The sequence below is a fragment of the Shinella sp. WSD5-1 genome, assembly GCF_963942435.1.
Lineage (GTDB): Bacteria > Pseudomonadota > Alphaproteobacteria > Rhizobiales > Rhizobiaceae > Shinella > Shinella yambaruensis.
In genome coordinates this window covers 1615372-1637797 of sequence record NZ_OZ012596.1, presented here as the reverse complement: position 1 = coordinate 1637797, position 22426 = coordinate 1615372, and the positions used below count along the sequence as shown (strand labels likewise).

23 protein-coding genes are annotated in these 22426 nt (G+C 67.0%); 8 read left to right on the top strand and 15 right to left on the bottom strand.

Features of this window, described 5'->3' with window-relative positions; all coding sequences use genetic code 11:
- Positions 1–28 precede the first annotated feature (28 nt).
- Together AABQ55_RS07840 and AABQ55_RS07835 are read left to right on the top strand one after the other, a co-directional pair.
- The gene (locus tag AABQ55_RS07840) at positions 29–1003 is read left to right on the top strand and encodes an L-threonylcarbamoyladenylate synthase (RefSeq protein WP_272804625.1); all 975 of its coding nucleotides are present in this window, start codon (positions 29–31) and stop codon (positions 1001–1003) included.
- Between the two features lie 209 nt (positions 1004–1212).
- Entirely contained in the window at positions 1213–2643 is a 1431-nt protein-coding gene (locus AABQ55_RS07835; protein ID WP_244767846.1) for an FAD-binding oxidoreductase, read from the top strand.
- A gap of 103 nt (positions 2644–2746) precedes the next feature.
- On the opposite strand, the gene AABQ55_RS07830 is transcribed toward AABQ55_RS07835, so the two are convergent.
- Positions 2747–5068, bottom strand: a complete 2322-nt coding sequence (locus AABQ55_RS07830) for a DUF1217 domain-containing protein (RefSeq protein ID WP_272804624.1) — start codon at positions 5066–5068, stop codon at positions 2747–2749.
- Between the two features lie 262 nt (positions 5069–5330).
- On the opposite strand from AABQ55_RS07830, the gene AABQ55_RS07825 reads away from it, so the two are divergent.
- Both AABQ55_RS07825 and AABQ55_RS07820 read left to right on the top strand, forming a co-directional pair.
- Positions 5331–5894 carry a DUF6101 family protein gene (locus tag AABQ55_RS07825; RefSeq protein ID WP_272804623.1) on the top strand — a complete coding sequence of 188 codons (564 nt, stop codon included), beginning with the start codon at positions 5331–5333 and terminating at the stop codon, positions 5892–5894.
- A 165-nt stretch (positions 5895–6059) separates the two neighbouring features.
- On the top strand, positions 6060–6230 hold the full coding sequence (locus AABQ55_RS07820; RefSeq protein ID WP_244767849.1) for a hypothetical protein: 171 nt from the start codon (positions 6060–6062) through the stop codon (positions 6228–6230).
- On the opposite strand, the gene ubiA is transcribed toward AABQ55_RS07820, so the two are convergent.
- On the bottom strand, positions 6231–7184 hold the full coding sequence (gene ubiA, locus AABQ55_RS07815; protein WP_272804622.1) for a 4-hydroxybenzoate octaprenyltransferase: 954 nt from the start codon (positions 7182–7184) through the stop codon (positions 6231–6233).
- Positions 7185–7260: 76 nt separating this feature from the next.
- Complete coding sequence (locus tag AABQ55_RS07810; protein WP_272804621.1) at positions 7261–8070, bottom strand: MipA/OmpV family protein; 810 nt, start codon at positions 8068–8070, stop codon at positions 7261–7263.
- A 167-nt stretch (positions 8071–8237) separates the two neighbouring features.
- Here AABQ55_RS07810 and AABQ55_RS07805 point away from each other — a divergent pair, with 167 nt between their 5' ends.
- The 3 genes from AABQ55_RS07805 (at position 8238) to AABQ55_RS07795 (ending at position 10643) form a co-directional block, all read left to right on the top strand.
- Positions 8238–8477 (top strand): hypothetical protein, encoded by a 240-nt coding sequence (locus AABQ55_RS07805; RefSeq protein ID WP_064329254.1) that lies wholly within the window; start codon positions 8238–8240, stop codon positions 8475–8477.
- 312 nt (positions 8478–8789) lie between these two features.
- On the top strand, positions 8790–10061 hold the full coding sequence (gene purD, locus AABQ55_RS07800) for a phosphoribosylamine--glycine ligase (protein ID WP_272804620.1): 1272 nt from the start codon (positions 8790–8792) through the stop codon (positions 10059–10061).
- 105 nt (positions 10062–10166) lie between these two features.
- Positions 10167–10643: a plant virulence effector HPE1-like domain-containing protein gene (locus AABQ55_RS07795; RefSeq protein WP_272804619.1), complete on the top strand. Its 477-nt coding sequence runs from the start codon at positions 10167–10169 to the stop codon at positions 10641–10643.
- A gap of 102 nt (positions 10644–10745) precedes the next feature.
- On the opposite strand, the gene AABQ55_RS07790 is transcribed toward AABQ55_RS07795, so the two are convergent.
- From AABQ55_RS07790 to AABQ55_RS07765, 6 genes are all read right to left on the bottom strand, one after another.
- Complete coding sequence (locus tag AABQ55_RS07790; protein WP_272804618.1) at positions 10746–11240, bottom strand: DUF523 domain-containing protein; 495 nt, start codon at positions 11238–11240, stop codon at positions 10746–10748.
- Between the two features lie 3 nt (positions 11241–11243).
- Complete coding sequence (locus tag AABQ55_RS07785) at positions 11244–11561, bottom strand: helix-turn-helix domain-containing transcriptional regulator (protein ID WP_272804617.1); 318 nt, start codon at positions 11559–11561, stop codon at positions 11244–11246.
- A gap of 1 nt (position 11562) precedes the next feature.
- A complete protein-coding gene (locus tag AABQ55_RS07780) occupies positions 11563–11886 on the bottom strand; it encodes a type II toxin-antitoxin system RelE/ParE family toxin (protein WP_272804616.1) in 324 nt (107 codons plus the stop codon).
- Positions 11887–11928: 42 nt separating this feature from the next.
- A complete protein-coding gene (gene glyS, locus AABQ55_RS07775) occupies positions 11929–14043 on the bottom strand; it encodes a glycine--tRNA ligase subunit beta (protein WP_272804615.1) in 2115 nt (704 codons plus the stop codon).
- A 104-nt stretch (positions 14044–14147) separates the two neighbouring features.
- Complete coding sequence (locus AABQ55_RS07770) at positions 14148–16091, bottom strand: DUF2207 domain-containing protein (RefSeq protein ID WP_272804614.1); 1944 nt, start codon at positions 16089–16091, stop codon at positions 14148–14150.
- 81 nt (positions 16092–16172) lie between these two features.
- Positions 16173–16721 carry a LemA family protein gene (locus tag AABQ55_RS07765; protein ID WP_272804613.1) on the bottom strand — a complete coding sequence of 183 codons (549 nt, stop codon included), beginning with the start codon at positions 16719–16721 and terminating at the stop codon, positions 16173–16175.
- A 200-nt stretch (positions 16722–16921) separates the two neighbouring features.
- On the opposite strand from AABQ55_RS07765, the gene AABQ55_RS07760 reads away from it, so the two are divergent.
- Complete coding sequence (locus AABQ55_RS07760) at positions 16922–17119, top strand: hypothetical protein (protein ID WP_288084252.1); 198 nt, start codon at positions 16922–16924, stop codon at positions 17117–17119.
- A gap of 190 nt (positions 17120–17309) precedes the next feature.
- On the opposite strand, the gene AABQ55_RS07755 is transcribed toward AABQ55_RS07760, so the two are convergent.
- The 6 genes from AABQ55_RS07755 to AABQ55_RS07730 all read right to left on the bottom strand — a co-directional run bounded on the left by AABQ55_RS07755 (position 17310) and on the right by AABQ55_RS07730 (position 22418).
- Complete coding sequence (locus AABQ55_RS07755) at positions 17310–18014, bottom strand: SDR family oxidoreductase (RefSeq protein ID WP_272804611.1); 705 nt, start codon at positions 18012–18014, stop codon at positions 17310–17312.
- 28 nt (positions 18015–18042) lie between these two features.
- Positions 18043–19005: a glycine--tRNA ligase subunit alpha gene (locus AABQ55_RS07750; RefSeq protein ID WP_064329248.1), complete on the bottom strand. Its 963-nt coding sequence runs from the start codon at positions 19003–19005 to the stop codon at positions 18043–18045.
- A gap of 91 nt (positions 19006–19096) precedes the next feature.
- Positions 19097–20167 (bottom strand): dTDP-glucose 4,6-dehydratase, encoded by a 1071-nt coding sequence (locus AABQ55_RS07745; RefSeq protein WP_272804610.1) that lies wholly within the window; start codon positions 20165–20167, stop codon positions 19097–19099.
- A gap of 298 nt (positions 20168–20465) precedes the next feature.
- Positions 20466–20657: a hypothetical protein gene (locus AABQ55_RS07740; RefSeq protein WP_064329246.1), complete on the bottom strand. Its 192-nt coding sequence runs from the start codon at positions 20655–20657 to the stop codon at positions 20466–20468.
- A gap of 27 nt (positions 20658–20684) precedes the next feature.
- Complete coding sequence (locus AABQ55_RS07735; RefSeq protein ID WP_272804609.1) at positions 20685–21560, bottom strand: S49 family peptidase; 876 nt, start codon at positions 21558–21560, stop codon at positions 20685–20687.
- Between the two features lie 78 nt (positions 21561–21638).
- Positions 21639–22418 carry a tRNA1(Val) (adenine(37)-N6)-methyltransferase gene (locus tag AABQ55_RS07730; protein WP_272804608.1) on the bottom strand — a complete coding sequence of 260 codons (780 nt, stop codon included), beginning with the start codon at positions 22416–22418 and terminating at the stop codon, positions 21639–21641.
- Between the last annotated feature and the right edge of the window lie 8 nt (positions 22419–22426).

Below are 22426 nucleotides of genomic sequence, written 5' to 3'. Positions count from 1 at the left end.
AAAGGAAGCCCGGACAAGGAAGGGCGACATGGCGGACATCGTGGATACGCGGACGGATGCGGAGGCGGCGCTGGCACGGGCCTGCGAGGCGCTCGGCCGGGGCGTGCCGGTCGCCATTCCCACCGAGACGGTCTACGGCCTTGCCGCCGACGCCACCAACCCGCTGGCCATCACCCGCATCTACGAGATGAAGGGCCGGCCGCGCTTCAATCCGCTGATCTGCCACATGGCCGATCTTGCTATGGCCGAGGCGCATGCGGTCTTCGATCCGCTGTCGCGCGCGATCGCCGAGGCCTTCTGGCCGGGGCCGCTGACGCTCGTGCTGCCGATCCGGCCGGAAAGCGCCATCCATCCGCTTGCCCGCGCCGGGCTCGACACGATCGGCATCCGCGTGCCCAAGGGTTTCGCCAGCCGGCTGCTCTCGGCCTTCGGCCGGCCGCTCGCCGCCCCCAGCGCCAACACGTCCGGCCGCATCAGCCCGACCACCGCCCGGCACGTCGCCGAGGATTTCGGCGCGAAGCTGGAGCTGGTGCTGGATGCGGGACCGGCGGTCGTGGGGCTGGAATCCACCATCCTCAAGGTCGAGGGCGAGACGATCCGGCTGCTCAGACCCGGCGGGCTGGATGCCGCCGAGGTCGAGCGCGTCACCGGCCGGCCGGTCCTGCGCAACGAAAAGGCAGGCGCCGCGATCGAGGCGCCGGGCATGCTCGCCTCGCATTATGCGCCCGATGCGCCGGTGCGGCTCGATGCGCGCGACGTGGCGCCCGGCGAGGTGCTGATCCGCTTCGGCGGCACGGCGCTGCCCGGCGAGGCCGATGCGGCGCTGGTGCTGGACCTCAGCCCCGCCGGCGACCTCGCGGAGGCGGCCGCCAACCTCTTCGGCTACATGAAGCAGGCGGATGCAACGGGCGCGCGCTCCATCGCCTTCGCACCGATCCCCTCCCGCGGCCTCGGCGAGGCGATCAACGACCGCCTGCAGCGCGCCGCCGCCCCGCGCGGCTAGGCGCCCCGAAACGAAGTGCGTTCTCCCGTTCCGGACAACGCCGGGGCAGCATCGCGACCGCTCGATGCGCACCCTTCCCTCTTGATTTCCGGCATGCCGTTGGCGCAAAACCGTTGCATACCTTGCGCGCCATGCTTCAGGCGTTTCCACACCGTTTCCGATGCAGGCCGTTCCGCCCCTTGCGGCACGGCGCCAACGAGGACAGAGCCATGATCCAGGCGACGCTTTCCCCCGACCTCATCGATCGCTTCGCCGCCATCACCGGCCCGGCCCATGCGCTGACGGCGGACCGCGACATCGCCCCCTACCTCGTCGAAAGCCGGGGGCTCTATCACGGCACCTCACCGCTCGTACTGCGGCCAGGCTCGGTGGAAGAAGTCTCGAAGATCCTGGCGCTCGCCACCGAAACACGCACGGCCATCGTGCCGCAGGGCGGCAATACGGGCCATGTTGGGGGCGCGGCGCCCCGCGAGGGGGCGATGGATGTCGTGCTGTCGCTCACCCGGCTCAACCGCATCCGCGATGTCGATCCGGTCGGCAATGTCGTCGTCGCCGACGGCGGCTGCGTGCTTGCGACGATCCAGGAGGCGGCGGAGGCGGTGGACCGGCTGTTCCCGCTGTCGCTCGGCTCGGAAGGCTCCTGCCAGATCGGCGGCAACCTTTCCACCAATGCCGGCGGCACGGCTGTGCTCGCCTATGGCAACATGCGCCAGCTCTGCCTCGGCCTCGAAGTCGTGCTGCCGACCGGCGAGGTCTGGAACGGCCTGCGCCGGCTGAAGAAGGACAATACGGGCTACGACCTGCGCGACCTCTTCATCGGCGCGGAAGGCACGCTCGGCGTCATCACCGGCGCGGTGCTGAAACTCTTCCCGCGGCCGCTCGGCCACGAGGTGGCCTTCGCCGGGCTGAAATCCGTCGCGGACGCGCTCACCCTCTTCGAGCGCGCCTCCAGCCGCTGCGGCACCGCGCTGACCGGCTTCGAGCTGATGCCGCGGCTCGGCGTCGACTTCACCACGCGGCACATTCCGGGCGTGCGCGACCCGCTCGCCAGCCGGCACGACTGGTACGTGCTGGTCGATATCTCGACGTCGGACGCGCCGGAGACGGCGGCGCGCATGATGGAGGCACTGCTGGCCGAAGGCATCGAGGCGGGGCTGGTCGAGGATGCGGTGATCGCCGCGAGCGAAGAGCAGCGCCGGGCGCTCTGGCACATGCGCGAGAGCATGTCGCCGGCGCAGAAGCCGGAGGGCGGCTCGATCAAGCACGACGTCTCCGTGCCGGTCTCGGCCGTCCCGGCCTTCATGGCGGAGGCGGATGCGGCGGTCATGGCGGCCATCGACGGCGCGCGCATCTGCTCCTTCGGCCATATGGGCGACGGCAACATCCACTACAACATCTCCCAGCCCGTCGGCGCCGACACGGCGGCCTTCCTCGGCCGCTGGCGCGAGATCAACGACCTCGTGCACGGCATCGTGCTGAAACATGGCGGTTCGATCTCCGCCGAGCACGGCATCGGCCAGTTGAAGCGCGACGAGCTCGCGGCGATACGCGCGCCGATCGAGATGGACCTGATGGCAAGGGTCAAGCGGGCCTTCGACCCCGCCGGCATCATGAATCCCGGCAAGGTCGTCAGGAACTAGAGTATTTCCGCTTTCTTCGAATCGCAAAACGCTCTGTCTGTTTGTTTAACGCAGTTCCGGACGCAAGACCGCGCCGCGCTTTTGCTGGAATTGCTCCAAGCGGTCAGCCGCCGGTACGCAGCTGCGCCAGCGACATCATGAGATCGGCGCTGATGCCGGCCGAGCCAGAATTGGTGAGCACCGACAGCGCCGGGTCCGTCGTGCTCTGGTTTTCAAGGTCGTAGAGTACGGAGAACTTCACGATCATCTTGGAGACCTTCTCCGGATCCTGCAGGTCCTTCAGTTCGAGATAGCGCTCGATCATGTCGGCCTGGGCATCGACGTCCGCGCTGGCGATCTCGTCCGGCAGCTGGTAGAGCACCTTGAAGACCTCGAAGAGCGCGTCGTCGGCCAGAAGGTCGTAGGGGCTCGAAACCGTTTCCGCCTTGCGTTCGAAATAAAGCGCCAGGCGCACGCCGGCATTGTCGTTGCCGGCATCCTCCTCCAGCTTCTGGCGCACATAGCTGTCGACCGTCTGGTAGATGCCGCGGCGCGACTGGATCTCCGCATCGTCCGGCCGCATGACCAGGCCCTCGGCATTGAAGTTGAACGAGGCGACGATCCTGCGGAAGGCGCGGTCGGGCTGCTGGTTGGCGAAGCTGTCGGGGTCGTCGAGATCGGAGGTGAAGATCTTCGCCATGAATTCGGCGTCGACGCTTTCCGTGTCGATGCCGTTCGCCACCAGCACGAAGGCGACGAGGCGCGCGTCGGAGAGGAATTCCTCGACGCTGTCGATCTTCTGCATCTGGGCGGAGTAATATTTCGCCTCCTCCTCCGCCAAGGTCTTGTCATCTTCCGTTCCGAAACGGGATTTCGCGGTCACATAGGCGCGCGACATGACGAGGATCTCGGATTCCGACTGTACCAGCTTCGGCGCGGTGATGTTGCCGTCCGCCCCGAAATTGAACGCCTTGGCGAACTCCACGAAGCGTTCGTCCTTCAGCCGGTACACATAGCTCTTCGGGTCGTTGAGGTCGCTCTTCAGCACGTTCTTGATCGTCAGCGCCGAAACCTTGGCCGGATCGAGGCCGTAGGCCTTCAACGCGAAGTCGTAGACGCTCGCCTCGCCGACGAAGTCGCTCACGGTCTGCACCGCGGCGATCTGGCTCTTGAAGCGCTTGATGGCCAGTTCGTCCGCCTCGTCGTCCTTGTCGTTGTAGCGGTTCATGTAGTCCCTGGTGACCGCCGCGGTCTGGGCGGCGGTCTGCGGCGCATCGCCGGGCGCCAACGTGCCGTCCTCCTGGAAGTTGAACGCGGCGCGCAGGGCGAAATAGGCCTCCTTGTCCGCCCCGCCGAACTTGTTGATGTAGCTGTCGGCGTTGTCCGGGTCGGGATCGCTGGTCACGATATTGGCGATGGTGGAGCTGACGATCGACAGCTTGTCGAGGCCGAAGGCCACCTTGATATAGCTGACGAGGCGCGGATCGGCGGCCAGCTCGCTCGCCGTCGTGATGCTGGCGATCCGGCTTTCGTAATAGTCCCTGTGGATCAGCGCGGCGGCCGACGTCGTGCGCGGATTGGAGAGCGTGTAGAGCTCGGTCGTACTGGTCTTCTGGCCGGCATTCTGCACCGTGCCGGCCACCGCCGTACCATCGGCGGCGAAATTGAAGGCGCTGGCGAGCGTGGCGTATTTCTCGGCGCTGGCGATGGTGGCGTTCTGGCGAACGATCACGGCCTTGAGCTCGGCGATGCGGGCCGCGTTGGCCGCGTTGGATTCAAGCGTCGCCAGCTCGGCATTGGCGGCCTGGATGGCGGTCTGGGCGGCCGCGGCCCTGGCGCCGAACTGCGTGTTGAAATAGCTGTCCGGGTCGTCGAGGTCGCTCGCCAGCACGCCGCGGATCGTCTGGCGCGACCAGGTCGACGGATCGATGCCGAAGGCCGTGAAGACGTAGCTGCGCAGCCGGTCGTTGTTCAGAAGCTGGTCGACGCTCGTCACCGTGTCGATGACGGCATTGTAGTACCGCGTCTCCTCCTTGATCGCCGCACCGGCATTGGCGGCGGTCGCCGAATAGAGGCCGATGACCGCGTCGAGCTGCGCCTCGGTCTGTGCGGTGGCGGTGGACGCCTCGAAGCTGAAGGCGGTGGCGAACTCGCGGTAGCGCGAATCCGTCAGGAGGTTGACGAAGCTGCCCGTATCCGACGGATCGCTCTCCAGCACCTTGCGCATGAAGGCCGTGGCATAGGTCATGTCCTCAAGGCCGTAGGCCTTCATGGCATAGGAGTAGAGCCGGTAGTCGGCGAGGAACTCGTCGACGGTGCTCACCTTGCCGATGTTTTCCTTGTAGTACGCAGCTTCGCGGGCCGTGACCGTCTCGCTCGCCGTGCGGTCCAGCGACATCAGCATGTCGCGCGCGATGAGGTTGTAGCTCGTATAGGTGGACAGCATCGGAGGGGTCTCTTTCGACAAAGCGGGCAGGCTTATCGGAGGCCACTCTCGCGCGCGAGGCTTGTCCCGGCCTGTCGCCGGCGTTCACCTCTCCTAAACCCTAGCCCGTGCGGTTTTGCTAACCATCAGGAGCTGCAAAGTTTTCTTAACCGCGATTTTTAAGCGGCTCGGAAGGGGGCGCGCCTATTCTCGCCCTCAGAGGACGAAAAGTCCCGATGAGAAGACCGGGCACCGGCTCTCAAGGAAAACAAGGGCGAAAGACATGCTGAATACCGTTTCCAAGCCGGCCTGGGCCGGCACCACGCTCCGGCTGGATCCCAAGTGCTTTCCGCAGCAGGTGACATTCGAGCTGCGCACCGAGGGAACCGACGCCACCATCACGCTCGACGAACGCGGCGCCGTGCTGCGCAAGGTCCTGCCCGCAAGCGGCCTGCCGCTCTCGATCGCCCTGCCGGCCCGCGCCTTCAAGGGCGTCGCGGCCCGCGCCATCGACCATGGCAACGGCGACGTGACCGTCACCCTCGAATTGCACCATGACGATCCGGGCCTGTGCATCCCGCTGCTCGTGGCGCACGACCTGTGCGACATCGCCGCCGACTGGCGCAGCTGGGCCGAGGCCTACCGCATCCCCATGCTGATGGTCGAGGCCGACGGCGTCGCCCGGCCGCTCGACGACAACCTGGCGGTCGGCAGCCGCCCCGCCAAGCCCCGCCGCCGCCACTCCTATTTCGCCGACCGCCGCCCGCGCTTCCTGGTGCGCCGCACCACGGGCAAGCTCGGCGTGCAGATGAAGATCGACGGCCGGGAGATCATCGCCCGGCGCTGAGCCTTGACACCATGACCTGCGCAAAGCCGGCCGTTTCCTGCGGCCGGCTTTTCCATGTCCCCCCGCTTGTTCCCCCGGGAACACTTTTCCCGCGCCCGGCATGGGAAACAGCGTTCAACACACCGGGTTCGTTACCTGGGAACGCGAAGCAAGGGACAGATCACAATGGCAAAGTTCTTCACCACCCTCCTCGGCCGCATCCGCACCGTCGACAGCGCGATCGTCGAGCGTGCCCGCCCGCCGCGCCGCGGCTTCGAGATCGCCCTTCACCCGACGACGCTCCGGCGCAGCCAGGACCGCCCGCAGACCGGCTCGCGCGGGCCGCGGCACCGCTGATCAGGCGAACGGGATGGCGATGGTGAGCGCGAGGAAGAGGCAGAGGCCGACGATGCCGTTGAACTTGAAGAGCGCCAGGCACTGCTCCGGGTCGTCGATGTCGAGCGTGGCGATCTGCCAGGCGAGCATGGCGGCCGCCACGCCGAGGCCGAGCCAGGCGACGATGCCGATGCCGGCGAGCCAGAAGGAGAGCGCGATCAGCACGACCGTCAGGCTGTAGAGGCCGATGAGCCACCCGGCGGTCTTCTCGCCGAAGAGGCGCGCGGTGGAGCGCACGCCGATCAGCGCATCGTCCTCCTTGTCCTGATGGGCGTAGATCGTGTCATAACCGATGGTCCAGGCGATGGCGGCGATGTAGAGCGCCAGCGAGGCGGCCGACACCTCGGAAAATTCCGCCGCCCAGCCCATCAGCGCGCCCCAGGAGAAGGCCATGCCGAGGAAGAATTGCGGCCAGTCGGTGAAGCGCTTCGCGAAGGGATAGATCGCGACGATCGCCAGCGAGGCGATGCCGAGCACGATGGTGAAGAGATTGAACTGCAACAGCACGACGAGGCCGACGAGCGCCTGCAGCGCCATGAAGACCTTCGCCTGCCGGCGCGTGACGCGGCCCGACGGCAGCGGGCGCGAGCGGGTGCGGGCGACCGCCTGGTCGATCTCGTGATCGACGAGATCGTTATAGGTGCAGCCGGCGCCGCGCATCGCGACGGCCCCGACGAAGAAGAGGAAGAGCTGCGTGGCGAAGCGCGCAAGATCGAAGGTGCCGATCGCCGCCGAGACATTGGCCGCTAGCGCCGCCGACCAGAGGCAGGGCAGGAGGAGCAGCTGCCAGCCGATCGGCCGGTCCCAGCGGGCGAGCTGCGCATAGGGCCAGGCCGCGCGCGGCAGCACGCGGTAGACCCAGTTTCGCGACGGCGCATCAGCGACGCGGCCGGAATCGGAGGGAGAGCTGATCATGCCCCTAGATCGCAAGCCGCCCGGCGCCGGTCAAGCCGGCACCGCGCCGCAGGAGCGCCCGCGCGGCCGAAAGGATTTACGGCAGCGTGAAATCGAACCTGTAGGTGGCGGAAAGGCCGATCAGCACCTGGTCGCGGCTGCCCCGCTCCTTGACGAGGCTGGACTTGGCGGCATCGCCGACGAGGCGCTTGTATTCGGCAAAGGCGCTCGTCTCGATCTTCTCGTTGACCTGCCAGGTGATGGCCGCGCCCGCGCCCACCGAGTGGATGCCGCCATCGGGATCGTAGGCGGAGAGGCCGGACTTGGCGACCTGGTTCGGCTTCACGCCGTAATAGGTGTCCATGTAGTCGTTCGAGGCGAGCGTCACGCGCGGGCCGGCCGACACGCGCACGTCCGGGCGCACGTCGACGAAGGCATCCGCCGCGATATCGGCGACGATGCCGTCATGGCTGCGGATGCCGTGGCGCACCTCGCCGCGCACGCGCAGCCATTCCGTCGGATAGGCTTCGGCGAAGGCGCCGAGCTCGCCGCCGAACTTCACGGGCGTCAGGCCGCGCAGGTCCTTCGAATCGTCCTTGTCGCGCGGCATGACGAGTTTTCCCGTCGCGCCGGCTCGAAAGCCGCCATTGTCGATCAGCGCGAAGGACGGGTTGTCGTTGCGCGAGGAGAAGCGGACGGTGCTGCCCGCCTTGCCGAGCGAGATCATCGGCGTGACCTGCAGCAGGTACTTTTTCGCCCCCTCGTAGCGCGGCGCGGCGAAGCCGGCGGCGCCGACCTTCAGATACCAGTCGCCGGACCAGAAATAGCCGCCCTCGCCGGCACGGGCGGAAACGGGCGCAAGAATGAGGGCGGCCGCAGTCATTGCGGTCGAGACACGGATACGCAAAACACAATCCTCGCTTCACCGGCAGGCCCGCCACGGGCTGCCGAAACCTTTGATTGCGTGAACATTAGCCGCGTTTCATTACCGCTTTGCTAACCATCCGGTAGGACGGCACGCGGAACGAATCGGCCGGGCGGGCGTTCTTCGGGGAACGAACAAGGAGTTTCCCGATGACCGTCAGCACGATGGAATTGAAGCTGCAGGCAATCCGCAACGACACCGGCCTTTCCCGCAAGGAGAAGATCGCCAAGCTGGAAAAGCTGCGCACCGAAGCCCGCGCCCTCCAGCGCGCGGCCACCGAGAGCGCCATGGTGGAGGATGACGGCTGGTACGAGGACGTGCACCTGATCGATACGGAGCTGGAAACCCTCGGCCGTACCGTCGAGGAAAAGGGCGCGGCGACGCTGTAGGGGCCGTGCCCTACCCATTCGCGGGCCTGCCCCTCATACCGCTGCCGCGACCTTCTCCCCGCAAGCGGGGCGAAGGGGAGGATGGAACCGGTTTCCCGCCCCATCGAACCGCAGGGATCGGGGAATACGGGCCTCCTCTTCCTTCTCCTCACTTGCCTTCCCTCCGCTTGCGGGAAGACCGTCGCGGCAGGGGTGCAGCCCGCCAGTCCGGCATTATGCTGTCCTTGCGCGCTCCCGCGACCCGCAGCCCTTGACCTTTCAGCCCCGTCCCCTTAACCCGCCAGCAACGAAGGACGGATCGAGGGTATGGGCATGAAGGTTCTGTTGATCGGATCGGGCGGACGCGAGCACGCCCTTGCCTGGAAGCTGGCACAGTCCCCTCTCCTCGAAACGCTCTATGCCGCCCCAGGCAATCCGGGCATCGCCGAATGCGCGACGCTGATCTCTCTCGATATCGACGACCATGCGGCCGTCGCCGCCTTCTGCAAGGCGAACGGCGTCACCTTCGTGGTGGTCGGGCCGGAAGCCCCCTTGGTCGCGGGCATGGCCGATGAGCTGCGCGCTGCCGACATCGACGTCTTCGGCCCCTCGGCCGCCGCCGCGCAGCTCGAGGGCTCCAAGGGCTTCACCAAGGACCTCTGCGCGAAATACGACATCCCCACCGGCGCCTACCAGCGCTTCACCGATGCCGCCGCCGCGAAGGCCTATGTCGAGCGCGAGGGCGCGCCGATCGTCATCAAGGCGGACGGACTTGCCGCCGGCAAGGGCGTGACGGTGGCCATGACGCTCGGCGAGGCACTGGCCGCGGTGGACGACTGCTTCGACGGCGCCTTCGGCGCGGCGGGAGCGGAAGTCGTGGTGGAGGCCTTCCTCGACGGCGAGGAGGCGAGCTTCTTCTGCCTGTGCGACGGCGCGAACGCCTTGCCGCTCGCCTCCGCCCAGGACCACAAGCGCGTCGGCGACGGCGATACCGGCCCCAATACCGGCGGCATGGGCGCCTATTCGCCCGCCCCCGTCATGACGCCCGACATGGTCGCGCGCACCATGAAGGAGATCATCGAGCCGACGATCCGCGGCATGGCGGCCGACGGCCACGCCTTCCAGGGCGTGCTCTTCGCCGGGCTGATGATCACCGCCAAAGGCCCCGAGCTCATCGAATACAATGTGCGGTTCGGCGACCCGGAATGCCAGGTGCTGATGATGCGGCTCGAAAGCGACCTGCTGCCGATCCTGCATGCGGCCGCGACCGGCAGGCTCGACACGGTTTCCGCCAGTTGGCGCGACGCCGCGGCACTCACCGTCGTCATGGCCTCGAAGGGCTATCCCGGCGCCTACGAGAAGAACACGCCGATCCGCGCGCTGCCGGCCGACGATGCGGTCAGCAAGGTGTTTCATGCCGGCACAGCCCTGAAGGACGGCCAGCTGGTGGCGACCGGCGGACGCGTGCTCAACGTCACGGCCGTCGCCCCGACCGTCGCGGAAGCGCAAAAGGCGGCCTACCAGGCGCTCGACCGGGTCGAATGGGACAACGGCTTCTGCCGCCGCGACATCGGCTGGCGCGCCGTCGCCCGCGAAAAGGCGTGAGGCCCGGCGCGAAAAACGCCGGATCGCTCAAATTTTACCAATTCCCCTGACGGGACCGTAACCGGCGGGCGCTATTCTCCCTACAACCATAAGGGAGAACCGTTGATGCGTACCCTGCTGCCGACCTTTGCCTTCCTGCTTCTTGCCGCCCCCGCCCTTGCCGGTTCGATCGAGCCCGTTGCCAGTGCCTCATCCGAGGGCTCGAGCATTTCGGCGATCCGTTGCGACGACTGCCCGGCGCTGAAGCCGAAGTCGAAATCCGCCGCCTACCATGTCGACGCCATCGAGCCCGGCACGCAGAAGGTGGAGATCCGCGAGGAAAACGGCGAGCGCAAGATCTTCCGCACGGAAGCCTGGATGGGCGGCTCGCCGGTGCTCTTCGTCAGCAAGGCGCCCGTGGAGGTCCAGCAGGCCGCCGAGGCCGAAAAGCCGGCGGACGCGGATGCCACCGCCGTGGAAACCGTCGATGCGGGCGCCCGCACCGGCGCCCTCGACGAGACCGCGGCCAGCAGGACGGCAACGGCCGGCATGGTCCCTTCACGGGAGTTTGATCCGGCAGGGTTTGAACTTCGGGTCAACTGACCCCATATTGAACGAGCCCTGCCTCTCAGTCCCTCCAGGCTGACAGGAATCCGCGAAAGCGGACGTTTTGCGCCCCTGACCTCAAGCGGGGGCGCAAGCGTATCAGCCGCTCTCCCCGAGATCGCCGACCAGCCGATCGACCTCCCTGTCGGAATAGACCGCGATGCCGCCGCGCCGCAAGAGCGCCGCCGTCACCCCCTGCCCCGCATGCCGGACACCTGAAAACGTGCCGTCATAGACGAAGCCGGAGCCGCAGGACGGGCTGCCGTCGATGAGCAGCGCATGCCGGCAGCCGTTTTCCCGCGCCACGTCGAGCGCGATGCGCGCGCCCGCTATATAGGCCGCCGAAACATCCCCGCCGGACACTTCCAGCACCCGCGCCCGCCCGTCGAGCACGTCCTCGCCGTCAAGCCCGTTCTCGATCTCCGCCGGCGGCCGCGGCACCTGGAAGCCGCCGGAAAGCTCCGGACAGAGCGTCACCAGCCGCCCCTCCGCCCGCCACCGCTCGACCGCACCATGGACAAGCGGCTTGGCCGAACCGTTATAGCGCACCGGCAGGCCGGCAAGACAGGCGCTGATGAGGATCCTTGCGGCCATGCCTCACGCCGCCACGCCGACGGCAAGGTTGACACCATTGGCCTTTTGCAAGGCGCCGATCACGGCGAAGAGATTGTCGGCGCGGGGATTTCCCTTCGGCCCGAACATGCGCATGAGGCTTTTCGCCGGGGTTCCGGTCGCCAGCGCCAGTGCCTCGAAGCCCACCGTTGCATTGATGTAATCGCGCATCACGCTCTTACCCGTCTCCATGTCGCCTGCGAGCAGAAGCTCGACGGCCTCGGCGAGCAACAGCGTACCATAGGCCGGATCAGCGGCGACACGCGCCTTGATGCTTTGCTTGAAATCGCGTGTCAGGGCCATGTCAGTCTCCACGCTTTCTACGTTTGTAGTCGAGCCAGCGAGCCTGGGCGTCGGCAATATCCCGCTGCTGGCGCTGCTTCGTGCCGCCGGCAAGCAGTATGACCAGAGTCTCTCCATCGCGCCCGAAATAGACACGATAACCCGGGCCATAGTCGATGCGATATTCCAGTACGCCGCTACCGACGGTTTTCGTGTTGGAAAGATTGCCGCCCTCCAGCCGCGCGAGCGCAACCGTCACCTTGGCCGCGGCGCGCGCCTCGATCCGCCGGAACCAGGCTGCAAAAGGGCTGCGTCCCGCCGGATCGAGATATTCGACGACCTTCATGTGAGGATGGTAACATATACGCCACCATTCTCAAGAGGCGGCCTATCCCGCGATCTTGGAGAAATCCGCGACCGTGCCGGTGGCGGCGCGGATGGCGGAGAGCAGGGCGAGGCGGTTGGCGCGGATGGCGGGGTCCTCGTCGTTGACCAGCACGTCGTTGAAGAACTGGTCGACCGGGGCGCGCAGCGCCGAGAGGGCTTCCATGGCGGAGCGGAAGTCTTCCTTGGCAACGGCAGCCGCAGCATCCTTCGTCGCGATCTCGACGGCGGCATGGAGGGCCTTTTCGGCGTCGAGCAGGAGAAGATCGGCCGAGACGGCGCCATCGACGACGGTGCCCTTCTTCTCCTCGGCGGCGAGAAGCTGCGTGGCGCGCTTGGTGCCGGCGAGCAGGTTCTCGCCCTCCTCCGAGGTGATGAAGGCCGTCAGCGCCTCGACGCGGCGGGCGACCATCAGGAGATCGTCGGCCTCGGGCGTCAGCACGGCGTCGATCAGGTCATGACGCGCGCCCATGTCGCGCAGATAGACCTTCAGGCGATCGTGGAAGAAGGCGACGAGGTCCGGATCCTTCGCGACCGAGGCGAGCGGCAGGCGGATGTTCTTTTCGAGCAGCATGCGGATGACGCCGAGGGCGGCACGGCGCAGCGCATAGGGGTCCTTCGAGCCGGTCGGCTTCTCGTCGATCGCCCAGAAGCCGATCAGCGTGTCCAGCTTGTCGGCGAGCGCGACGGTGAGGCCCACCTTGCCCGCAGGCACGCGGTCGGAAGGCCCCTGCGGCTTGTAGTGATCTTCGATCGCCTCGGCCACGGCAGCGTCCTCGCCCTGCAGCGCGGCGTATTTGCGGCCCATGATGCCCTGCAGTTCCGGGAATTCTCCGACGGCCTCGGTGCGCAGGTCCGCCTTGGCGAGCACCACGGCCCGATCAACGAGCGCGGCATCTGCGCCGATGACGGAGGCGAGTTCAGCGGCCAGCTTGCGGATGCGCTCGACGCGGGCGCCCTGGGTGCCGAGCTTGGCGTGGAACGTGACGTTCAGCGCGTCGAGCTTGGCCATGCGCTGGTCGAGCGGCTTCTTGAGGTCGAGACCGAACTTTTCGGCCGACGCTTTCAGCATGTCGAGATCCGGCAGATCACCCTGGTCGCGCAGCCAGAAGTGCTTGGCATCCGAAAGGCGGGCACGCACGACCTTGCCGTTGCCATGCACGATCTCCTTGCCGCCGTCCTTCGCCTCGATGTTCGAGACGAGGACGAAGTGGTTGGAGAGCGTTTCGGCGCCCGGCTTGCGGGTGACGAAGCATTTCTGGTTCGTCTTGATGGTGAGGCGGATGATTTCCGAGGGAATCGCCAGGAACTCTTCCTCGAAGGTGCCCATCAGCACCTGCGGCCATTCGACGAGGCCTGAGACCTCCTCCAGCAGGCCCTCGTCCTCGACCAGCTCCAGGCCGTTCGCAAAGGCGATGTTGTTCGCGTCCGTCGCGATGATCTGCTTGCGGCGCTCGGCGTCGAGCACGACCCTGGCCTTCTCCAGATTGGCGACATAGTCCTCGAAACGGCGCACGGTGATCGCCTCGGGCGCATGGAAGCGGTGGCCATAGGTGACATTGCCGGCGACGAGCCCGTCGACCTCGAAGGGCACGACGCGGGTCTCCTCGGTCTCCGAGCCGAAGGTGCAGACGATCGACTGCAGCGGGCGCACCCAGCGCAGCGCGCCGGGCCTGGCGGAGGCGGCACCGGAACGCATCGACTTCGGCCAGGGGAAGTTGCGGATGATGCCGGGCATCACCTCGGCGATGATCTCGTCGGCCGGGCGGCCCGGCTTGACGATGTGGGCGACGTAGAAATCGCCCTTCTTCGGGTCCGAATGGACATGGGCTTCGGAAACAGAGGCAAGGCCCGCCTTGCGCAGGAAGCCCTGGATCGCCTGTTCGGGCGCCGAGGTCGTCGGGCCCTTGATATCCTCGCGCACGTCGCTCGAGCGGGCGTTGAGGCCGCGGATGTCGAGCGTCAGGCGGCGCGGCGTCCAGTATTCGCGCGCGCCCTCATAGGTCAGGCCCGCATCCACCAGCGCGTCCGTGACGAGCTTCTTCAGGTCGCCCGCGGCCTTCCGCTGCATGCGGGCGGGGATTTCCTCGGAGCGGAGTTCAAGCAGAAGATCGGGCATGGGGGTCACTGACTGATGGATTTTTCGACTGGCGGGGACTTAGCAAGCCTCAAGCCAAATGTCATCCGTCCAAACCCGAAAAGTCGGGCTGACGCGCTGATCGTCTACCAGCCGCCACCCCCGCCGCCACCACCCCCGCCCCCCGAGGAGCCGCCACCGCCGCCCGAGGAGAAACCGGAGGATGAGCTTTTCGGCGGGTCCGGCAGGGAGGCGGTCATGGTGCTCGCCATGGAGCCGGCAAAGCCGCCCATGCGGTCGGAGAAGCGGCCGGAGGAAAAGCCGTCGCCGTGATACCAGGCGGGCTGGTAGGCGGCAGCGGCAGCACCGGCCGCCGCGGCGGCGGCGAGCCAGCGGTCGAAGGTTTCCGACCAGGGTTTTTCGACGCCGAGCGCCACGGCATAGGGCAAGAGGGTCTCGTAGTGGCGCGGCGACATTTCCGGCGCGCCGGCCATGTTCATGCGATCCTTCTCGGCGAGCGTCAGGTATTGGCGCAAGCCCTCGATGCCGTCCATCATCCTGCGGCCGAGCGGCGTCGGCGCGCCCATCAGGAAGAAGAAGACGAGATTGGTGACGACGATGCCGCCGACGGCGGCAAAGAGCGGCATCTGGCCGGCGGCCGCGCTGGTGACGAACAGCGTGACGAGGACGCCGCCGAAGACCGTCAGGAGAACGAAGCCTACGAAGGCGATCATCACGACGGCGAGGATGCGCGCGCCGAGCGTTTTCGCCCGCCGGAAGTTCTGCCCGAGCGCCAGCGCGAAGATCGACACGAAGACCGAGGCGAAGACGGGCAGGATGACGAGCACGATGCCCTCCTCCGGCAGCGTGCCGAAGATCAGCAGGGCCGCAAGGCAGGCGAGCGACAGGAGGATGCCGCAGATCACCTGCGGCCAGTTGGCCAGGTAATACTTGTAGCGGTGCTCCTTCTCCATCGCCTGGCTGAAATCATGGCCCAGCGTCTGCACGCGCTTGCCGTTCGACTTGTCGATGACGAAGGTGCTTCCTCCCGACCCCATGGTCTTCAGGAGGGTCGCCTCGCCGGTCGGCAGGGTTCCCTCGACCGGCTTTTCCGTCCGGGTGACGGTGATGGAGGTCTTCAGGTCCTTCAGCTCGACAAGGCCCTTGACCGCAAGGTTGAGGAAGGCGGCGGAGATTGCCGTCCAGCCCCGCCCGCCGAACCCCTTCTCGTCGATATAGTTGACGAGCGCCGGCGATATGCCCTCCGGCGCATCCCAGCGCGGCACGATGACGCCGCGCGGCGGGTCGCGGCCGACGGAGAGCCAGGCCCAGAGATAATAGCCGACGACCAGCACCAGGCCGCCGAAGGCGAGGAAGAGGTTGCGGTTGTCCTTGAGGAACAGCGCGCGCTCTTCCGCCGCCGTCGGCCGGTCGATGCTGCCGGCCGGCATCTTCACGCCGATCGTCAGGCCCTCGTTCGGCCCGAGCGCGCGCGTCGTCTCGAAGGTCGCCCGGTTGCCCTGGTTTTCGCCGCGCGCATCCTTGCCCGTGGCGCCGAGCGGACCGGTGAAGACGGTCAGCTCCTCCGCCCGCACGCCCTGCGGCAGCGTCACCGTCGCCGTCGCCCTCTCGATCGGGAAGGCCCATTCGGTGCCGGTGACGTTCCAGAAGAGTTCGTCATGCGTGTCGAAGAAGCGGATCTGCCGCGTCGTCTCGTAGGTCAGGCGATATTCGTGGAAGCCCGGATCGATGAGCACGTCGGCCGAGCCGAAATAGATGCGGATGCCGCGGCGGATGGTTTCCGTGCGGTAGGGCTCCGGCCGCCCGTCGCGCTCGACGCGAAGGATCTTGAAGCCCACCTCGCGCTCCCGTCCGCCGGCATCGAGGAAGGTGAGCGGGAAATCGCGATAGATGCCGCGGCGGATCCGGTTGCCCTCGGCATGGACGCGGATCGTCTCCGTCACCGTCAGGGTGCCGTTCTTCGAAATGGCGATGTCGGAATGGTAGCGGTCGAAATACTCCTCCGCCCGGACCGTGCCCCCGACCAGAAGGCAGAGCCACAGCGCCAGGAGAGCGGCAATCCGCATCATGAAGGACTCCGGGATTAGGGCATTTCCAGGATAAAGTGGATACCGGTTTTCCGTTCGGAAATGCGACAAAACAAAAATGCTCTAGAACTTTACGGTCGGCACGGCCCGGTCGGCCGGGTTCTCGATCTCGAAATAGGGCGCTTTGAGGAATTTGAAGAGGCCGGCGACGAGGTTCGAGGGGAAACTCTCGACCTTGACGTTGAGATCGCGGGCGGCGCCGTTGTAGTAGCGGCGCGACATCTGGATCTCGCTTTCCAGCGTTTCCAGCGTTTCCTGCAGCTCGGCGAAGTTCTGGTTGGCCTTGAGGTCGGGATAGGCCTCGGCGAGCGCGAAGATGCGGCCGAGCGCCTGGCTGAGCAGGCCTTCGGCCTGCGCCCTGCCCGCGACGTCACCCGCCGGCACGGCCTGCGCCCGGTTGCGCAGCTCCACCACCTTTTCCAGCGTGTCCTTCTCGTGCGCGGCGTAGCCTTTCACGGTCTCGATGAGGTTGGGGATGAGGTCGGCACGGCGCTTCAGCTGCACGTCGATGCCGGACCAGGCCTCCTCCTTCATCTGACGGGCTTTGACGAGGCCGTTGTAGAGAATGATGGCGTAGAGGACGACCACCGCCGCGATTGCCAGACCGATCATGAAAGTCTCCGCTCCTTCTTTGTCCCGGGCCTGACCTTAGCATTCGCATCGCCGCAGGAAAGCCCCCGCGGGCTCCGAGGCCGCCCGCTTTTCATCAAAGAGAACGATCGCCCGCCAGTCCTGTCACCCCGGGAACCGCGCGGCGGCGTGCCTTGGCCGATAGTCGCTTCACCAACAACACGAACCTTGAAGCAACCGTCATGAAAGCCCTCGTCCTCACCATCAACGTTCTCGGTTTCACCGCCCTCTTCCTCGCCTACACGATGGGCGCCGCGGTCGACCGTCCGAAGGGTGTGCGCCGGGCGCTCCAGACCTATGCCGGCCAGCTTCCCACCGGCGCGATGCCGACGCTGAAGCCCGTCTGGGAACTCGGCGTGAAGGTTGCGACCCTCGCCTGAACGAAAAAGGCTCTTCGGGACGTCGGCCCCTCATCCGGCCTGCCGGCCCCCTTCTCCCCGCAAGCGGGGCGAAGGGGAGATGCCATACCGGCTTCCCCGATCATTACCGCTTTGTGGGGCAAGTCCCCTCTCCCCGCCTGCGGGGAGAGGGTTAGGATGAGGGGCAAACGCCATATGCGGCTGACCCGTCTCAGATCGAGCGCGTGATGCCGCCGTCGACGCGGATGTTCTGGCCGGTGATGTAGGCGGCGCCGTCGGAAGCGAGGAAGGCCACCGTCGCGGCGATCTCCTCGCTCGTGCCGTAGCGCTTCATCGGCACGCCGTCGCGCCGCTCCTCGGTCGCCGGCAGGCTGTCGATCCAGCCGGGCAGCACGTTGTTCATGCGGATGTTGTCGGCCGCATAGGTGTCCGCGAAGATCTTCGTGAACGAGGCGAGGCCCGCGCGGGCGACGGCCGAGGTCGGGAACATGGAGCTCGGCTCGAAGGCCCAGGCGGTCGAGATGTTGATGATCACGCCGGACTTCTGCTTCTGCATGACCGGGGTGACGAGGCGCGTAGGGCGCACGGCATTGAGGAAATAGACGTCGATGCCCGCGTGCCAGTCCTCGTCCGTCAGGTCGAGGATCGGCTTGCGGGGGCCATGGCCGGCGCTGTTGACGAGGACGTCCACGCGGCCCCAGCGCTCCAGCGCGCCATCGACGAGGCGCTTCAGGTCGTCGTTCGACTGGTTCGAGCCGGTGACGCCGAAACCGCCGCTTTCGGCCGCCAGCGCCTCGCCCTTGCCGGAGGAGGAGAGCACGGCGATCCTGAAGCCGTCCGCCGCCAGCCGTCTTGCCGCCGCCGCGCCCATGCCGCTGCCGCCGGCCGTGATGATCGCCACTTTTTCTGTCGCCATGTTCCTCTCCCTTGGAAACGGTTGCGGCTCAGGCCGCGTCCTTCGTCCAGTTCACGCCGCCGGCATCCGTCAGGAGGAAGGCCTCGCCGCAGGCTTTCGCCAGCGTGCGCACGCGCAGGATGTAGCTCTGACGCTCGGTGACGGAGATCACGCCGCGTGCATCGAGCAGGTTGAAGACGTGCGAGGCCTTGATGCACTGGTCGTAGGCCGGCAGCACGCACTTGTGCAGGCGCTGGTTTTCCGCATCGCCCGGCGCACCGGCGGCAAGCAGCGCCTGGCACTCCTTCTCCGCATCGATGAAGTGGCGGTGCAGCATGGCGGTGTCGGCGAATTCGAAGTTGTGGCGGGAATATTCCTGCTCGGCCTGCAGGAAGACGTCGCCGTAGGTGATCTTCTCGTCGCCCTCGCGGCCGTTGAAATTGAGGTCGTAGACATTGTCGACGCCCTGCACATACATGGCGAGGCGTTCGAGGCCGTAGGTCAATTCGCCGGCGACGGGCGCGCATTCGATGCCGCAGACCTGCTGGAAATAGGTGAACTGCGAGACCTCCATGCCGTCGCACCAGCATTCCCAGCCGAGACCCCAGGCGCCGAGCGTCGGGCTTTCCCAGTCGTCCTCGACGAAGCGCACGTCATGCAGCAGCGGATCGAGGCCGATGGCGGCGAGCGAGCCGAGATAGAGTTCCTGCAGGTTCGACGGGTTCGGCTTCAGGATGACCTGGTACTGGTAATAGTGCTGCAGCCGGTTCGGGTTCTCGCCGTAGCGACCGTCGGACGGCCGGCGCGAGGGCTGCACATAGGCGGCACGCCACGGGCGGGGGCCGAGCGCGCGCAGCGTCGTGGCCGGGTGGAAGGTGCCGGCGCCCACTTCCATGTCGTAGGGCTGCAGCACCGCGCAGCCCTTGTCCGCCCAGTAATTGTGCAACGTCAGGATCAGCCCCTGGAAAGAGCGCGTCGGGTTCATGTGGTCAGGCAGGGCGGCAGAGGTCATCGGTTTCGTCCGAGCATTCTTGGAAAGGTGCCGGACTGGTGCCACGATGCGCCGGAAGGGTCAAGGGTTTCGGGCCGGCGCCCGAAACGGGTCAGTGCCGTTCGAGCGAGCGGAAGAGCCCGGAGCCGGCGGCCTGGGTGACGGCCTGCACGCGCTGCGGGGCGAGATCCGGCACCTGCCGCACCTGGCGGCGCAGGCCCGCCGGCATGCGCGCGCCGTACCAGGCGGCCAGCATCGGAAGCTCGCGGCGCAGCGTGCCCTTCGCCTGCCAACCGAGCGCCTTCAAGGCCCGCATGTCGAGCGGCGGGCGGCTGGCATTGCCCGGCCGGCCGGCGGCAAAGCTGACGCCGGAAACGGGCTCCTGCACAGTCTCCAGCACCAGGCGCGCGACGGAGAGGATGTCGAGAAAATCGTCGCCGGCCACGTTGTAGGTGGCGTTCTCCGCCCCGCGCGCCACCACCGCGCGCAGCGCCGAGCAGAAATCCGCCATGGTGACGAAGCCGCGCGTCTGCCGGCCGTCGCCATGCACCGGCAGGGGCCGGCCGACGGCGGCAAGCTCGAGGAAGCGCGGCAGGAGCTTTTCGGTGTTCTGGCGCGTGCCGACGATGTTGACGGGGCGCAGCACGCGGATATCGAGGTCGAAGGAGCGGCGCAGGCCGGCGATCAGCATTTCGGCGGCAGCCTTGGAGGCACCGAGCGGATTGTCGGGCAGCAGCGGCGCGAGCTCGCCGACCGGCTGGCCGTTGCCGGCGCCGTAGACCTCGGCGGAGCTGACATGGATCATCAGCGGCACGCGGCGGCGGCCCATCGCCTCGACCAGCACCTGCGTGCCGAGCGCATTGGCGAGCGTGAAGCGCTCCGGCACCGAGAAGGCGCGTTCGACATGGCTTTCGCCCGCCGCATGCACGACGAGGTCCGCATCCTTCAGCATTTCGGTGACGAGGTCGAGATTGCCGACATCGCCTTCCTGCAGCGTCACGCGGCCGGTGCGGAAGGCGGCATCGAGATAGGACATGTCGGCAGCATAGGTGAAGGCGTCGAGCACGCGGATGCGCGCCTTCGGGCAATGGGCGAGGAGGTCGTCGACGATATGCGAGCCGATGAATCCGGCGCCGCCCGTCACGACGATGGTGCGAATCCAGTCGAGGTCAAGCGAGGCCATGGATCTTCTCCGTTCACTGCCGGGACGCCCTCATGGCAGCCCTGACCGCTAGATCGGCCTTCTTACGCGCGGGGGCAACGCCGGCATGCGGCTGCAAAAGCTTAAATCCCGCGTTAACCTTACGGAGCGTGGTTAATGTCCCGGGACCGCACGACAGGGCCTCGTTTCCAGTCCCGCGCCGGCACACAGCCGTGCCGCGGCGACAGATCCTTCCATCGTGTTCCCAAATCGCGAAAAGGATCCATCTCGCTGTTTTCACGCCGGGCGCCGAACCGCATCCCGCGCTTGCCAGGCCCCTCTACTCGTCGTCGCGGCGCAGGCGGTATTCGCCGGTTTCCGGATCCTTGACGAGCGTGCCGGTGGCACCGGTGCGGCGTTCCTCCTCGGACCGCTTGCGCAGCTTACTCAGGCGTTCGGCGTCGGCCACGAACTTGCGATAGCCGAACCAGGCAAGGCCGACGACCAGCAGCAGAAAGATGATCTGGGCCATCGCCCCTCCCCTTGTTTCACGCGCGCCTTATCCGGAAAGGCCGAAACGGCCCCACAGCGCCTTTTCTTCCGCAAGGCCCGCCACGGCGGCCACGCCTGCAGAGCCTATACGCTCCGCCATGTCGCCGGAAGGCCCCCCGACGCCCGGCGCCTTGCGGCCGAACAGCCCCTTGGGCGCCGAGACCAGCTCCAGCCGCGTCTTCTCGCCATAGCGCTTCTTCAGCTCCGAGCGCATGTCGGCAAGGCCATCGACGAGGCCGAGCGCCAGGCCCCGGCCGCCGGTCCAGAACAGGCCGGAAAAGAGGTCAGGATCGTCCGTGAGCTTAGCGCCGCGGCGTTCCTTCACCATGTCGATGAAGACCTGGTGGATCTCGAGCTGCAGGGATTTGAGATATTCGATCTCGTTTTCGCGCTCTGGCTGGAACGGATCGAGGATCGCCTTGTTGCTGCCGGCCGTGTAGACGCGCCGCTCGACGCCGATCTTCTTCAGCATTTCCGGAAAGCCGAAGCCGCCCGAGACGACGCCGATCGAGCCGACGATCGAGGTCGGGTCGGCAAAGATCTCATCGCCGGCAAGCGCGATCATGTAGCCGCCGGAGGCCGCCACGTCCTCGACGAAGACGAGCACGCGCTTGTTCTTTTCTGCCGCGAGCGCGCGGATGCGCTGGAAGATCAGCCGCGACTGGACCGGCGAGCCGCCGGGCGAATTGATGGAGATCGCCACGGCCGGCGCCTGTTTGTAGCCGAAGGCCTTTTCGAGCGCGGGCGCGGCGGTGGCCAGATTGAGCGGCGGCCGGAACTGGCTGCCGGAGGCCATGATCGCCCCGTGCAGCCGGACGACCGGGATCGCGACCCCTTCCTTGCGGAACCTCTTCGGCACCAGCGTCTTCAAAAATCCGGCCATCGCGCGATCCTGCCTCCTGTTCGTTTGCCCGGCTGATGTATGCACGACGGGCGAAAACGCAAGACAATCACGGAATATTCAGGTCTTCGACAGGCGCGGATAGCTTGCCCGGCCGTTGTTGAGGTCGTCGACGAAGGGGGTGAAGGCGTGCCGGCCGGGTTCGTGCATGACGAGCGGCATGCGAAGCGCCAGCCTGGCGCGCGAGCCCTTGATGGCGGTGACGAGGATGCGCAGGGCCGGTTCGCCGGGGCGGGGATGGAGGGCGGTGATCTCGATGCCGCCGAAACGGCGGCCGCAGGCGGCGACGATCTCGGCGATCGATTCCGGCCGGGCGATGAGGGAGAGCTGGCCGCCCGGCTTCAGGATCGCGCCCGCCGTCCGGATCCAGCGTTCGAAGAGGTCATGCTCCATGGCATGGGCCTCGGCCTTCAGCGCGTCCGGCGTGCGGCTGCCGATACGGTCGTTGAAAGGCGGGTTCATGATGACATGGTCGAAGACCTCGTCGGCGAGGCCCGCCGCGACGCGGGCCGTGCCCATGAGCCCGACATCGGCCTCCAGCACGCCGACGCGGGCCGAAAAGGCGGCGTTTTCCGGAAGCGCCACCGACTTGCGGGCAAAACCCGCCATCAGCGGCGAGCGCTCGACGAGCAGCACCTCGGCCCTTTCGTTGCATGCGGCGACAGCAAGGCCGGCAGCGCCCGCCCCGGCGCCGAGATCGGCGACGCGCATCGGCCCCTTCCCCGTCACCAGCGCGGCGAGCAGCATGGCGTCCATGCCCGAACGATGGCCGATGCCCTTCGGCTGGACGACGTGGAAGCGGCCGTAGTGGAAGGCGTCGACGGTTTCGGTGACGGTCATGGGCAGGT